Raw genomic sequence first — 14,540 nt, forward strand, 5'->3', positions numbered from 1 at the left:
ATTGCTAAGCACAAAAGTATCACGGCAGCAGCAATGGGGATAATCGTTTTTAAGTCTGTTTGGAGTGCAGTTAAAGCGTTATTTGCAGGAGTTAAAACTACTGCTTGGGCTAACACAGGATTGGCCATAAAAAATACAGTTAAAGCTGCAGAGGTTTTAGTAGCTTTATTCCAAATTATTGTTTGAAGAGTTTTTAATTGTTTCATATTGCTTATTCCAATTTAGATTACAGTTGGTATAAATAATCTCTTTTTTTGATATAGTTTGTTATTTCACTAAATAAAAATACAGAAATCTAAGTTTCTTTTTATAACAGAAACATTTCGTGTTTAATAGGATTTATCAGGTGCTTTTAAATAACAAATTAGCAAGCTCAGCTGCTGAACCAGCGATAACGACACCAATTGCCCACCGTACGAATGTATCTTTTCCGATATAGCGCCCTGCATAACCAATTGCTAAGCACAAAAGTATAACGGCAGCAGCAATGGGGATAATATCTTTCAAGTCTTTTTGGAGCGCTTTTAAAGCGTTGTCTGCAGGAGTTAAAACTACTGCTTGGGCTAACACAGGATTGGCCATAAAAAATACAGTTAAAGCTGCAGAGGTTGCTGTAATTTTGTTATTATCGTTCAATTGAAAATTGATTAATTTTTTCATATCGTTCAACCTTATAAAATTGTATTTGGCGCAAGTAGTTTTTCCATGAAATAGGGATAATTTCATTGAATTGATGTGGGATAAAAGTATTAAAGTCTAAAATTCTTTTTTCATGAAAGAAATACTTCGTGTTTAATGGATTTATCAGGTAGGCTTAAATAATAAATTTGCTAGTTCAGCTGCTGAACCCGCGATAACGACACCGATTGCCCACCGTACAAATGTGTCTTTTCCGATGTAGCGTCCTGCATAACCAATTGCTAAGCATAAAAGTATAACTGCAGCAGCGATAGGGATAATCGTTTTTAAATCTGTTTGGAGTCCCTCTAAAGCCTTTTTTGCAGGATCTAAACCCGCTGCTTGGGCATATGTGGAATTGGTCATAAAAAATACAGTTAAAGCTGCAGACAATGCAGCAATTTTATTACGAGCTGTTGTGTGAAGAATATTTAATTGTTTCATGTTCTTTATCCTGATTAAGATTAAAACTCCCACAAATGACCCCTCGTTCATGAAGAAACTTAAAGAGATATTTTGGATCAGCCCAAGTTCTTAGTTTTCCTCTTTGTGTAAGTAACGTATATTTATTTGGCTTTCCGGTGATTGGATCATCGGAAATAAACGTGAAATACCATTCCCTTTCTGAAAGCATCACGACTGTAATCTCACGTGCTGCTTTTTGACTAAATGCTATATCAACGCTGTTTTGTTCTATCATTTTCATTATCTTTGCCCTCAATTAGAAGAGATTTTGTTCAATCTTACTAATTAGAGCTTTAACATTTTCTTATCTACCTTTCATTATAATATCCTATCAAATTTCTGGGGTTTCGTGAAAATATCAGTCGTTACTCTAGTGATCTTCTCGATGAAGAAAATCTTCAGCTGAAAAAGCATCTCTGGCGCTACTTTCTTTATGTGTAAATGCATCTTCTTCTCCTTTTGAAGAGAGAGAAAGAGAATCTACTTTAGTTGTCTGTTCTGGTTCTTCTTTTTTAAGCTTTACAGGCTCCTGCAAGTCTTCATTTCCTCGTACAGAAGCTTTTACTCCAACATATGAAGTAATTTTTTGCATACGGGTGTGGCTTGAGTTTTCTGTATTGTAAAAATTCAGCACAGACTGCAAAGTCGCTTTTTCAAAGACGCACTTTGATGTTGTTTGTTCATAGCAGTAAGTTAAAGCGCTTTGTGCAGCTGTAAGATTTCTGCAAAAATCAAATGCATCAAAAAGAGAAAACAATTTCACATTTCCAACATCAATTTGCCCTAAAATTATGTTAAAATTATGTTTATTCTGTTTAAACTGTTCAGCTGTTGCGATTGTTTCCTTAAGCTGAGATGATTGATAGAACAAGTTATCTTTATCATCTGTTACATAGACATTGTCCCGCGCTTCTTGTTTGGCGATAACTGAAAATGCTATGGGGGGCGTATTGGATATGTATGCAGCAGCAAAAAATGTGAAATCTGGAACAATCATTAGCAATACACCTTATTACGAAGAATTTTATTAATAAAAATGCTAATTCTTTGTGGTGCTTTTTCTCGTTGTCTTTTGATTTTATAAATTTGCAGAATGAGATTGTTTAGCTTAGAATATTCCTTGTGATTATTGCTTTGTTTTCTTCTAAGAAGATTTCTAATATATGCGAATATCCAACCAACGAGATAAAAGTGTTGAATAAAACAGAGCACATTACGCCAACCAATATTATTGGAATCACGAAAAAAGGCGCTGCTTTTAAAAAATAATAATCTTTGATACTGTATTGAAGCTGCTTGTTTTATATAATTCTCTAGTTGCAAAAATCTTTTCAAAAAAAATTTATACGAAGTAAAAAGCCGTTGTGTGTAAGGGGAGGTTTTACTGTTATAATGAACTACACTATCATTATACAGAGAGGGCTTGTTCTTTGTTGCGTATTGCCATAATTTATAGAGTGACGATTTATATTTACTTTTGACTACTGATTCATGAGAGTCAGAGAGGTGTGATGGTGTTTGAGCACTGCATTTAGTAGTTCCAGTAATTGAACTGAAAAAAGATGCAGTGGTGGTAGTTGATATACCAATAAACAGTTCTTTGTGGCTCAAAGCACATCTCCGTCAAAGTGATATATGTATCGTAATTTTAATTTCGATAATAAATGGACAGAAATTGTCTATAATTGTGTTTAAAATATGGCAAAAAGAAATTCTTTTTTGCAAGGGGAGTAATTAAGGTGAATGATCTCAAGAATATGAATTTTGATGAGCTACAAGAGATGCGTACACAAATCGATGTGGAATTAAAAAAACGGCAAGCAAAGGAAAAGCAAAATGCGCGACGAAAAATTCTTGAAATTGCTAATGCCCATGGAATTGATATCGCTGATCTTGTGAGCAAAGAGCGCCATTATAGAAATCCCAATAACCAATGGGAATTATGGAATGGGCGTGGACGTAGACCTAAGTGGATTAAAGAGTGGTTGGAGAATGGGTATACACTTGATGAACTCGAAGTAACGTAACACGTGTGCGATATTTACAAGATAAGGGAATACTAAGGAATGTAAATGCAAGAAGTATGCTCTTTTGGGTAATTTGATTGTATAAACATACTGAACAAATATATTAAAGTATTGAGTTACCAAATACAACAATAGGGAGCGTGAACAATTTATTTAAATGCAAAAGGTCTTGTTGTCATAATCTGGCAAGCATAATGATGATGCCAGGTTGAAATATTGTAATTGCTTTTGGCATTTGAGAGAGGGGGGTATTTTACTTCTTTTTATCGTTTCATTAACGTTGCTCTTTTTAGTCTATGTAAATAAAGAGTTTTATTGATTATTTACAAAAATGGTCGAAATGAGAATAATTTATTGCATAGGGATTTTAACTCAATATGTAAAATGATAATTTTATCAATTAATATGTTAATAAATTAGCATACTTATATTTTTGAAATACTGTTCTGTAGAACAAGCCTGATGTTATAGATTTTGTTTGGTCTTTTTTCTGTAAGATTATATATGAGGCATTTACTTTATTTATCGTTCGTTTAGTTGAGATGAGTGAGTGTGTAGAAAAATGGAAAATTTCTATGGCTGTTATGGGTTTTATAGAATTTATGACATATTTCTGAGCGTTTGTGATTAAAATTCATTTCTGAGCGTTTATGAATAATGAATAAAGAGCTTATTTGAAAATAAAAGGATTGGATTATTTCTATTGCAGTTTATCTTCTTTTATGGTGTGAAATAAGGGAATGATATGCGGTTTTACAATTGTGTGTGATGGTATAGAGTGCGGAACACTTTGTTATATATCGGAATATTTTTTCTAAAATTGTGTGGTATTCCACAATAAGTTAAAGAGTTTGTCTGAGAAGCAGAATGCCCCAAACGGAATACATTTATGTTTCCAATTTACGCGCTTTTTTAAAAGAAAAATTTTTCAATGCAACTAAGCTTATTTTATAGCGCTTCTCGTGAATAGTATAACGTAAAAGTCTCTATGAGCATATAAAATCCATTGTACACCACCATTTTTACTTCAATAAAAAGTATAAGCCGGTGCCATTATATACTTTACTCGCCTCCAATATTGCTAAAGTCCTTAGTTCTTGAGAGAGGGAGGCTTTTGTCGCTTTGTTTAATTGTTTTATTTATACGATACTTTCGCTTGTGATGTGCAAGCGAATGATTTTGATTGCTTCAACATGAGAGAGATTTGAAATAAGGGTATTTTATGATCTTTAGATTTCTCACTCAATATGAGAACAATGAACTTATTATTATAAATAAAAGTGTTGTGTGCTAAAAAGTCTTGTTTATTTTATTATGCCGTGAAATGGCTTCTTTTAAGGTGTGGTGATATAAAGCAACAACCTCTTTGAGATATTAAACGTTTTTTTCAGTGCGTAGTGAATACTCTCATAATGTAGCTTGCTTGTCGAGTTTTATGTTAAGTGAAATATGGGAGGAGGAAGTCAAGAAAAAATTACTCGACAGGAATCCGGTTTGTAAACAGATTGGATGAGATAGGAATTTTTTGTTCTTTGAAGGAGGAAGGGAAAGGTTGTAAAATAGTATGAATTTTTTCTTAAAGTGGGAAGCCGCGTAGAAGACGTGGGGCATTTGGAGAGAGTCCGGCAGCTTCTTGAATGAAGTATTTTTTTATTTTTGGTGCTTGATTAATGATTCCAAGGCCGGTATCGCGGAGCATCCGTAAAAGAAGGCTATCATTAGAAAAGAGTTTATTAAGCCAATCATTGCTTAAAGCCATACGGACAATTTCAAAACGTCTCCAGCTTTGATAGCGCTCTAAAGCCGTGAGGGAGCCAATGTCAAGACCTAGTCGTGCTGTTTCAATAATCACTTCAGCCAGCGCAGCGCTATCGCGTAATCCTAAATTGAGTCCTTGTCCTGCAATGGGGTGGATGGTATGGGCGGCATCGCCAACGAGAGCAAAACGTGGTTTAACGCATTGACGTGTTAAAGAAAGACTCAAAGGAAAAGCTTGACGTTCGCCATCCCAAGAGAGTTTGCCTAATCGATGGCCAATGCGTCTTTCGAGTTCTGTTTCAAAAATAAGTGCATCAGCTTTGAGATAATATTGCGCAGTTTTATGATCTTCATTCCACACAATGGCGGATCGGTTGCCTTTAAGAGGGAGAAGAGCAAAAGGACCGGCAGGTAAAAAATGTTGAATTGCTTGACCATTATGGGGTTTTTCATGTTCAACTGTGCAGATGATTGCTGTTTGTTTATAGGGATGAGAAAAGTTTTTAAGATCTGCTTTTTGGCGTAATTTCGAATGGGCTCCGTCAGCTGCAATAAGCAATTTTGTTTGCCAAACCTCTTCATTATTTAAAGTGACGGTTGTATGTTGGTCTTCTTGATGAAAATCAATGACACGGGTGTTTGTAATAACAGGGATATTGAGATCTTTGACACGTTTTTTTAAAGTGTTGATGAGTTCTCTATGCTCTACCATAGCAGCAAAGGGCTCGCCGGGATTAATGTCGCCTTCAAAGGTTAAAAGAGTGGGTTTGACAGGATCATTTGTGCTTGTATCTGTGATGATCATTGAATGAATGGGTTGCGCATAGGGTTTTATAGATTCCCAACATTGTAATTGTTTTAACATACGAATAGAAGCAGCAGCAAGGGCAATGGTTCGTATGTTAGAAGCAGGGGTATCTCCTTGTGGAGCAGCATCAACGATTTTTATTTTCAGATTAGGGGCTGTTTGCTTGAGTGCTATCGCTAGGGCTAAACCGACAGCCGCTCCTCCTGCAATGAGCAGATCACATTGTTTAGTTTTATGAGATTTAATTTTTTTATTGGGTTGTACGTCTTTATTGCGATTAGAACACACAATACTTCTTCCATTGTTTATAGTTTGCTTTCTTTTAAAAAGAATATCTTTTTACATTGCCTAAAATATCTTAACTTTTACTTTTCTCTCTGCTTTACAAAAACGAGGTTTCTTTTTAGCGCCAATCTGATGACAGATTGGTTTTTCAGAGTTTTTCTGCTTAATCATTTATGTGATTCATCTTACAGATTTATCGGATAAGCTTTTTTTAATATCTTCTTCAATTCTTTTTACACTTGGTTGATAAAAAAGAAAACTAAAAATAAACAAAGATGGTCGTGTATTTTTTAAGTTGTGTGAGTTACTTCAGTATGCTTGTCCTGAAGGGGGACATTTCGTTAGTATGATAGATAAAAATAGATAAAAAATTGTGGTCATTCGTGATGGTTAAAACAGTATTCATATTTCGCCGTTATCATGATGTAGCGTAAAAAATATTATTTGTTTAAGAAGGTGCCTATAGCACCCATGTAACACTTTACACATAAGGTGTTTTTTGGTTGATCGTGTGATAAATATTCAGGGAGAGCTTTTTGTGCGCCTTATGAAGGATTATCTCTTAGGGTGGTGGTATATGAATGATATGAAGTGGTTAGAAGGTAGAACGCGCTAGATAAGAAGTCGGATTGTTTACAGGCTATTTGTTTACAAATTGGTACAGAGTTTAAGCTTCATCCTTTTTTAAGAGAGAGAGGGAGTTATAACTCTTTAAAATATAAAATTTTTGTATTTGGAATTGATAGATGCACCGAAGTTCTTCTCCTTATGATTCATTAGAAGTGCGAAATTCTCAAGGTTCGCGTCTTATTGAGATGTTTTTACGTCAGATAGGGGTATTTATTGGGCTTGGGCTTTTGGGCTTTATTATTTTTTGTGTGTTTGCTTTGGCGACGTGGAATGTTGCGGATCCATCTTTAACCCATGCAAGTACAAATGAGGTTACAAACCTTATGGGGTGGATGGGGGCAATTTTTTCAGATTTTATTATGCAGTTTTTTGGCTTGGCAAGTCTTTCTGTTTTGTTGCCACCGTTATTTTGGTCTTTTCTCTTGTTGGCGCAAAAGAATATCTACAATTTGACTTTGCGCTTTTTTTTATGGGTGCTATCAACGATTTGTTTTTTAATTGCTTTTGCCCTTATGTCACCTGTTGCTTCTTTTACTTATTGGCCATTGCCAATGGGATTGGGAGGGGTTTTAGGAGATAAAGTTTTAAGTGTTGCTTCTTCAGTCTTTCCTCTTTTTCTTTCTCCTCCTTACACGGTGTTTTTCAGTGTTGTTTTTATTCTTTTAGGTTTTTTCACCGCTGCTTTTGCTGGTAATGTGATATGGCGGCGTCGAACAAAGAAAAGAAAAGAAAAAAGCATTCCAAAAGACGAAATCGTTAATCCAGTCTTTGAGTTGGAAGAAGATACGGAATATGCCGCAGAGGAGGATCGTGAAAATCATGGTTTTTTTGCGACAACTTGTGGCGCTCTTTTGCATCTTTTTTATTTTTTACAAGCGCGTTTTTTTCGTTTATTTTGTTTCAAAAGGCGTTTTCAGAGTAAAGGGCAAGGAAAGCCATTTGATCGGATTGAGCCAACTTTTTTGGGTGAAAAAGTAAAGTGTGAGAAAAATCAAAATAAAGCCTATGTTTCTCCTGTTAAAAATCGAAAGTCTTTAACAGCTTCTTCAAATGGTGGTTTTGTTCTTCCTCTTGTAGATTATCTTTCGGTTCCACCACCGTCTGTTAGGGATGCAAAACTTTCTCCTGCTGTTTTAAGAGCAAATTCTCAGGAACTTGAAGGGGTTTTGTTAGATTTTGGGGTCAAAGGAAAAATTATAGATGCTTGTCCTGGACCGGTAGTAACTTTGTATGAATTTGAACCGGCTGCAGGCATTAAGTCTTCCCGTATCATTGGTTTGGCAGATGATATTGCACGCTCGATGCGTGCGATTTCGGCGCGTGTTGCGGTGGTTCCAGGACGTAATGTTATTGGAATAGAATTGCCTAATGCAAAGCGTGAGATGGTTTATTTACGAGAAATGTTGCAGGCGCAAGAATTTATTGACAGCAAAGCAAAGCTAGGACTTGCTTTGGGTAAGACAATCGGAGGAGAAGCTGTTGTTGCAGATTTAGCAAAAATGCCCCATCTTTTGGTTGCTGGTACAACAGGATCAGGAAAGTCTGTTGCTATCAATACAATGATTTTATCATTGCTTTATCGTATGACACCTGAACAATGTCGTCTCATTATGGTGGACCCGAAAATGCTTGAGCTTTCGGTTTATGATGGCATTCCCCATTTATTAACACCCGTGGTGACAGATCCTAAAAAAGCCGTGATTGCTTTAAAGTGGGCTGTTCGTGAAATGGAAGAGCGCTATAGTAAAATGTCAAAACTAGGCGTTCGTAATATTGATGGGTTTAATGCACGTCTTAGGGAAGCTGCAAGTCAGGGAGAGACAATGGTGCGGACAATTCAAGTTGGATTTGATCGCGAGACCGGTGAGCCTCTTTATGAAACGGAAACACTTGATTTTAGTCCTATGCCCTATATTGTTGTCATTATTGATGAAATGGCTGATTTGATGATGGTTGCTGGGAAAGATATTGAAGGAGCGGTTCAACGTTTAGCACAAATGGCACGTGCTGCCGGTATCCATGTAATTATGGCGACACAGCGTCCTTCCGTCGATGTTATTACTGGGACGATCAAAGCCAATTTTCCTACACGCATTTCTTTTTCTGTGAGTTCCAAAATTGATAGCCGAACAATTTTAGGCGAACAGGGGGCCGAGCAATTATTGGGACAAGGAGATATGCTCTTTATGATGGGAGGAGGACGTATTCAGCGTGTGCATGGGCCTTTTGTTGCGGATGATGAAGTGGAGCAGGTTGTTGCGCATCTCAAAGAGCAAGCACGACCTGATTATTTAGAAACAATTACGCAAGAAGTTGAAGAGGATGGTGCTGATGTTTCTTTGTCTTCTCCTTCAGAAGATGATCCCTATAGTCAAGCTGTTGCTATTGTGCTTCGTGATCGTAAGGCTTCAACCTCTTATATTCAACGCCGTTTAGGCATTGGTTATAACCGCGCTGCGACATTGATTGAGAGGATGGAAGAAGAAGGTATCATTAGTCCAGCAAATCACGCAGGGAAACGAGAAATTTTAGTGCCTGCTGAAGAAGAACGCTTTTGAAAAATATTTATAGTTGTTTTTTATAATACCTTGTAAAACAAGTGTTTATCCTATTGTATCGTAGAAAGTCTGCATTTTCATATACCAGCTCTCAATTTGCGATAGCTCCTTGGTACTTGAGACTCCTTATAAGGGGATTCTTTATCTTATATAACTTTTATCCATACACCAACCTTGCTTGTAATGTGCAAGCAAATGATTTTAATTGATTCAATATGAGAGAGTATGTGATGAGAGAATCTTATTGTATTTGGCGTTATGATTTAAGTTAAAAAGATAAATTATTATAAATCAATATCTTGGTATAAAATAATGTCATTGCGAGTGTAGAGGGGGGTAAAAGCATGTAAGGTTTGGTATTTAAGTGTCTTTTTAAGTGCGCTCTAAATATTTAGGGCAAGGCTGATCTGTCGAGTCTTAATATAAATGAATTATATGGGGTGGGAAGCTAAGTGAAATTTGCTAAACTCCAAACTGTTTACAGAGTGGTTCGGATGAAGATTTTTATTCTTTTGGGTGGGAAGGAAGTCAAAAAAGCATTTTTGACACTTAAAAGAGCTTTCAGGTTCGCGAGTAATATGTTTAGTCCTTAATCCATTATGTATTGACTATAATTTATGTTGCTTCATAGATTAGGGGGGGGGAAAGAATATATTATGCGTTTAGAAAATCAGCAGATAAGCAGGAAAATTTGATGATTTCGGAAACATAAACGCAGACTGGTTATTTGGAAACGATACCGAAAGAGATCGCAAGAAATAAAGAGGGATGTTTCTTTAGCAGATGATTCCTATTGTCAAGCTGTTGCTATTGTGCTTCGTGATCGTAAGGCTTCGACTTCTTATATTCAATGTCGTTTAGGCATTGGTTATAACTGTGCTACAACATTGATTGAAAGGATGGAAGAAGAAGGCATCATTAGTCCAGTAAATGATATGGGTAAGCAAAAAGTTTTGGAGGCTGTCGAAGAAGAATACTCTTGAAAATCTTTTGATAGTTTTTTCAAACGATATCTTTATCTTATAAAGATAGGTATTTATTCGTCGTTGATCACTTAAGTTATGAATTATAAAGTTAATTAAGTATTGCTTGGGAGCATTTTTTATGAAAACGTCTTTTTTACCGCAAAGAAGAATCTTTGGGTTGGTGGGAATTATTATCTTTTGGTGTTTAACTTTTCCTGTTTTTTCGCAAGTATCTAATAAAGTGATAAAGGCGCAAAATGTTGTGAATCACTTTGCGGCAATCAAAACAATGACAGGTGATTTTATTCAGTTTAGTCCAAAGGGAAAAATGTCTCAGGGGACATTTTATTTAGAGCGTCCAGGGAAAATTCGTTTCATTTACAAAAAAATGCCTTTACAAATTATTGCAGATGGCCAATTTGTGGGTATTAACAATCGGGCTTTGAATACTTGGAACTTTTCACAACTTTCGCAAACGCCAATGAAGTTTTTGTTGGATGATAAAATTGATGTATCTTCTGGGCGCTTGTTGGCATTTCGCGAAGATCCAGGGGCTGTGACGATTGTTCTGCGTGATAAAACGATTGGGGCAGGGCAAATAAGGATGGTTTTTGATTCTAAAGGCTCTGCTTTGCGGCAGTGGACAATTGTTGACCAACAAAATTTGGAAACTACTGTGCAGGTTATGAATGTGCGGACAGACGTCCGGTTCGCTAATGGGATGTTCACGCTTCCTTCGAAGAAATGAAGAAAGAGTGTTACGTTATTTGGATTAAAACAAATGTTCTTTCGTATTGCGACTTGGAATATTAATTCTATTCGTTTGCGTCTTGCACAGGTTTTTCAGTATTTGGAACTCTTTTCCGCAGATGTTTTGTGTCTACAGGAAACAAAATGTCCAGATGCTTTATTTCCAGTGGAGGCTTTTGAAGCAGCGGGTTATAAGCATATCGCATTGAGTGGACAAAAATCTTATAACGGGGTGGCTATTGTTTCTCGTTTGCCTTTTAAAAAGGTAGAAAAACGTTTTTTTTGTCAAAACCAAGATTGCCGGTATATCTCAGTTATTGTGGAAGCCCATGGGAGAAGCTTGCGGATTCATAATTTTTATGTTCCTGCTGGGGGAGATATCCCTGATGCTGATGTGAATGAAAAATTTCGTCATAAGCTTGATTTTTTAGAAGAAATGTCTTCCATTCGTGCGGATCACGGCGATGGTCTTTCTTCTCTTTTGGTGGGAGATTTAAATATTGCTCCTTTGGCAGAGGATGTTTGGTCTCATCAGCAATTGTTGAAGGTTGTAAGCCATACTCCCATTGAAACCGAGCGTTTACAGGATTTGTGTTGTCAAGGTGGATGGGTTGATCTGATGCGGTTGCATATTCCTGTTCCTACCAAGCTTTATACATGGTGGAGTTATCGTGCTCGCGATTGGGCATTTACCGATTATGGGCGGCGGCTTGATCATGTTTGGTCTTCTCAAGATTTAGCACCTTTTGTTGTAGATCTTTCTATTTTTCGTGATGCGCGCGGATGGGAACGTCCTTCAGATCATATTCCTGTGCAAACTGTATTTGATTTTTCACGTCAAGTTTGAAATAAGAGGTAAATAAAGTATTAATATTAAATAATGATTCTGAAAGAATGCGGGAGACTGGATGTATATCAGAAATCTCAAATGGGGCGCTTCTCGTGGATTATTTTCTAGTGTCTTGTTGTGTTTGCTTTTGTCAGGATGTATGGTTGGTCCTAATTACCAGAAAACATCTTTTCGTGTTCCAGCAGTTTGGGGAGAAAAATCTGCACAGACTGCAGGGCAGTCCGTTGCGCTTGCCGGATGGTGGCGGCATTTGAATGACCCTGTTCTAGATGCGTTAATGGATTATGCTATTTCTGGAAATAATAATGTTGCTGTTGCCAAAGCTCGGGTACGTGAGGCGCGTGCAGGTTTAGGGCAGGTTGTGGGAACTCTTTTGCCAAATGTGTCCAATTCAATTTCAGGAACCCGTAGTCGTTCTGGACAGTCTGATGCATTGTTAAACCAGTATAGTAGTGGTTTTGATGCAAGCTGGGAGCTGGATTTTTTTGGTGGGCATAAACGTGCGGTTGAAGCAGCGCGTTATGGCCTTGATGCGGCTGTGGAAGATATGCGTGCTACCATGGTGACATTACTAGGAGATGTGGCAACAAATTATGTGCAAATGCGTGGTTGGCAACAAAAGTTGTTTATTGTGCGGCAAATTGCTGTCTCACAACGTAAAACTTATGAACTGATGCGCGCTAGATTAACAGCTGGTGATGTCTCTGAGCTTGATGTTTCAAATGCGCAAGCGCAAATGGCAAATACAGAGGCAGATATATCACAGATGGAAGCGAATGTAGCAATGAGCGTTCATCGCCTTTCTGTCTTAACTGGTCGTGTGCCTACGGCATTGAAGGATCTTTTACAAAAAAATGCTAAGCATGCAAAGATTCCACAACCACGCTGGCCGATACCAGCAGGAATTCCAGCTGATATTTTGTTAACACGTCCGGATTTACGACGGGCAGAGCGTCAATATGCGCAAGCGACAGCACGGATTGGTCAACGTGAAGCAGATCGTTATCCATCACTTACTTTAACAGGTAATATTTCAACAGCAGCAACGGCAATTGATCAATTATGGAAAAATTCAACGATTGGCTGGTCTTTTGGACCTGGTCTTCGTTTTCCTCTTTTTAATGGAGGTCAGGTCGAGGCTTCTATTGCGGTAGCGCGCGCGCAGCGTGATCAAGCTTTTATTACTTATCGAGCTGCTGTGTTGGAAGCTTTAGAAGATGTAGAAAATGCGCTTGTAAGATTAACGAAGGAACATCAACGCTTAGAAAAGCTAATCGTTGCGAATAAAGCTTCTCTTCATTCCTTAAAACTTTCACGGAGCCTTTTTGAGAATGGAAATACTAGTTTTCTTGAATTGTTAAATGCTGATCGCTCTTATTATTCTGCACAAATGGCGCTTAAAGATAGCCGTGTTTCTTTGGTTACGCAATATATCACGTTGATGAAAGCATTGGGGGGAGGCTGGGATGGCGTTGTTGATGTATCGCGTCCAGAAGTCGTTGATAATGCACCTCGTTCGCGTGCAAAGGTAGGGAAATGAAAAAAAACTTACTCAAAAATTTCATTACAAAACATAAAAAACTTTCCTTCTTTTTAACTGCTATATTTCTCATTCTCTTGTTGTTATGGTTACGTTCTGTTTTTTTTGGAACATCTACTCCAACTTATATAACAGCGGTGGTGAAGCGTGGGGATATTGAGGAAAGTGTTTTAGCTTCTGGTCTTGTACGTCCTTACCGGTTGGTGGCTGTTGGTGCGCGTGCAACAGGGCGTGTGGTGTCAATGCATGTTTCCCCTGGGAGTGTTGTGAAAGAAGGCGATCTCTTGGCAGAAATTGATCCTACAGATCAGGAAAATGATTTAAAAAGAAAAAAAGCAGCATTATCGCATTATTATGCGAGTTTGGTAGAACAAGAAGCCTATCTTTCTCTTGCACAGAAAAATTTAGAGCGTCAGAAAAAAATGATTGAAACACGTGCGGTTTCACGTGCGAACCTCGATGAGGCTACGACACAGGTGAAAATACGCGAGGCGCAAATTGAACAACTTCGTCAGCAGATTGTGCAAGCACAAATTGATGTGGAGAGTGCAGAGGTTAATTTAGGTTATACACGCATCACTGCCCCTTCAGCGGGAACGGTTTTGGCAACAGTTGTGGAAGAAGGGCAGAATGTGAATGCGGTTCAGTCGGCGCCAACAATTGTTATTTTGGGTGATTTATCAAAGATGACGATCAAGGCGCAAATCTCAGAAGCAGATATTCTTAAAGTCCGAGCTGGACAACCACTTTATTTTACAGTTCTAGGTAATTCACAGCGTCGTTATGAAGGCGTTTTAGAAAAAGTAGAGCCGGCTCCTGAAGCAATTCGTGCTGATGTGAGTATTAATCCTGGTATGGTGAGTGGTTCTAGTGCTTTAATATCATCGGCTATCTATTACAATGGAATTCTACATGTTGATAATGCGGACAATTTTTTGCGAACCTATATGACTGCTCAAGTTCATATTATCTTAGGGCGCGCGCAGAATGTCTTGTTGGTTCCAAGTGATGCTTTACGCGATGAGACAAGAGAGCGTAAAGCATGGGTTTCTGTTTTGGTGGGGGAAAATAAGGTGGTTACTAAACAGGTGAGTGTTGGGTTGAATAATAAGGTTATGGCGGAGATTATTTCAGGACTTAACGAGGGTGATGTCGTCATCACCAGTTCGTCTGATGGAGTGATGCCAGAGTCTTCTAACATGCATAGCGAAGACGAGAGTTAAAGC

Annotated in this window: 12 protein-coding genes and 1 pseudogene; 7 read left to right on the forward strand and 6 right to left on the reverse strand. The window is 37.7% G+C overall.

Features of this window, described 5'->3' with window-relative positions; genetic code table 11:
• The 5 genes from ACFINY_RS04415 to ACFINY_RS04435 all read right to left on the reverse strand — a co-directional run.
• A partial coding sequence (locus tag ACFINY_RS04415; protein ID WP_375611700.1) for a TrbC/VirB2 family protein occupies positions 1-206 on the reverse strand: 206 nt, incomplete at its 3' end.
• 136 nt (positions 207-342) lie between these two features.
• Entirely contained in the window at positions 343-660 is a 318-nt protein-coding gene (gene trwL / locus ACFINY_RS04420; protein ID WP_375611701.1) for a VirB2 family type IV secretion system major pilin TrwL, read from the reverse strand.
• Positions 661-804: 144 nt separating this feature from the next.
• Positions 805-1,122: a VirB2 family type IV secretion system major pilin TrwL gene (trwL, locus tag ACFINY_RS04425; RefSeq protein WP_375611702.1), complete on the reverse strand. Its 318-nt coding sequence runs from the start codon at positions 1,120-1,122 to the stop codon at positions 805-807.
• Positions 1,085-1,384, reverse strand: coding sequence for a KorA family transcriptional regulator (gene korA, locus ACFINY_RS04430; protein ID WP_015857010.1), 300 nt, complete (start codon positions 1,382-1,384; stop codon positions 1,085-1,087). Before korA ends, trwL (ACFINY_RS04425) begins: the two co-directional genes overlap by 38 nt.
• A 129-nt stretch (positions 1,385-1,513) precedes the next feature.
• The gene (locus tag ACFINY_RS04435) at positions 1,514-2,140 is read right to left on the reverse strand and encodes a TrwN protein (protein ID WP_375611703.1); all 627 of its coding nucleotides are present in this window, start codon (positions 2,138-2,140) and stop codon (positions 1,514-1,516) included.
• A gap of 742 nt (positions 2,141-2,882) precedes the next feature.
• On the opposite strand from ACFINY_RS04435, the gene ACFINY_RS04440 reads away from it, so the two are divergent.
• Complete coding sequence (locus ACFINY_RS04440) at positions 2,883-3,170, forward strand: H-NS family nucleoid-associated regulatory protein (protein WP_015857007.1); 288 nt, start codon at positions 2,883-2,885, stop codon at positions 3,168-3,170.
• Between the two features lie 1,576 nt (positions 3,171-4,746).
• On the opposite strand, the gene ACFINY_RS04445 is transcribed toward ACFINY_RS04440, so the two are convergent.
• On the reverse strand, positions 4,747-6,024 hold the full coding sequence (locus tag ACFINY_RS04445; protein WP_375611704.1) for a ubiquinone biosynthesis hydroxylase: 1,278 nt from the start codon (positions 6,022-6,024) through the stop codon (positions 4,747-4,749).
• Positions 6,025-6,767: 743 nt separating this feature from the next.
• On the opposite strand from ACFINY_RS04445, the gene ACFINY_RS04450 reads away from it, so the two are divergent.
• From ACFINY_RS04450 to ACFINY_RS04475, 6 genes and pseudogenes are all read left to right on the forward strand, one after another.
• On the forward strand, positions 6,768-9,209 hold the full coding sequence (locus ACFINY_RS04450) for a DNA translocase FtsK 4TM domain-containing protein (RefSeq protein WP_375643239.1): 2,442 nt from the start codon (positions 6,768-6,770) through the stop codon (positions 9,207-9,209).
• A gap of 724 nt (positions 9,210-9,933) precedes the next feature.
• Positions 9,934-10,192: pseudogene (locus ACFINY_RS04455) on the forward strand (DNA translocase FtsK); the annotation flags it as partial.
• A 121-nt stretch (positions 10,193-10,313) separates the two neighbouring features.
• On the forward strand, positions 10,314-10,922 hold the full coding sequence (locus ACFINY_RS04460) for an outer-membrane lipoprotein carrier protein LolA (protein ID WP_273790530.1): 609 nt from the start codon (positions 10,314-10,316) through the stop codon (positions 10,920-10,922).
• 33 nt (positions 10,923-10,955) lie between these two features.
• A complete protein-coding gene (locus tag ACFINY_RS04465; protein ID WP_273790529.1) occupies positions 10,956-11,771 on the forward strand; it encodes an exodeoxyribonuclease III in 816 nt (271 codons plus the stop codon).
• A gap of 61 nt (positions 11,772-11,832) precedes the next feature.
• Positions 11,833-13,314, forward strand: coding sequence for an efflux transporter outer membrane subunit (locus tag ACFINY_RS04470; RefSeq protein ID WP_273790528.1), 1,482 nt, complete (start codon positions 11,833-11,835; stop codon positions 13,312-13,314).
• Complete coding sequence (locus ACFINY_RS04475) at positions 13,311-14,537, forward strand: efflux RND transporter periplasmic adaptor subunit (protein ID WP_375700880.1); 1,227 nt, start codon at positions 13,311-13,313, stop codon at positions 14,535-14,537. The genes ACFINY_RS04470 and ACFINY_RS04475 overlap by 4 nt, the downstream gene beginning before the upstream one ends.
• Positions 14,538-14,540: the final 3 nt, after the last annotated feature.

Source organism: Bartonella sp. AA23NXGY (assembly GCF_042197165.1).
Lineage (GTDB): Bacteria > Pseudomonadota > Alphaproteobacteria > Rhizobiales > Rhizobiaceae > Bartonella.

Coding starts and splice junctions, on each gene's coding strand:
- trwL (WP_375611701.1), bottom strand. CDS start 660: ATGAAAAAATTAATCAATTTTCAATTGAACGATAATAACAAAATTACA.
- trwL (WP_375611702.1), bottom strand. CDS start 1,122: ATGAAACAATTAAATATTCTTCACACAACAGCTCGTAATAAAATTGCT.
- korA (WP_015857010.1), bottom strand. CDS start 1,384: ATGAAAATGATAGAACAAAACAGCGTTGATATAGCATTTAGTCAAAAA.
- ACFINY_RS04435 (WP_375611703.1), bottom strand. CDS start 2,140: ATGATTGTTCCAGATTTCACATTTTTTGCTGCTGCATACATATCCAAT.
- ACFINY_RS04450 (WP_375643239.1), top strand. CDS start 6,768: ATGCACCGAAGTTCTTCTCCTTATGATTCATTAGAAGTGCGAAATTCT.
- ACFINY_RS04460 (WP_273790530.1), top strand. CDS start 10,314: ATGAAAACGTCTTTTTTACCGCAAAGAAGAATCTTTGGGTTGGTGGGA.
- ACFINY_RS04465 (WP_273790529.1), top strand. CDS start 10,956: ATGTTCTTTCGTATTGCGACTTGGAATATTAATTCTATTCGTTTGCGT.
- ACFINY_RS04470 (WP_273790528.1), top strand. CDS start 11,833: ATGTATATCAGAAATCTCAAATGGGGCGCTTCTCGTGGATTATTTTCT.
- ACFINY_RS04475 (WP_375700880.1), top strand. CDS start 13,311: ATGAAAAAAAACTTACTCAAAAATTTCATTACAAAACATAAAAAACTT.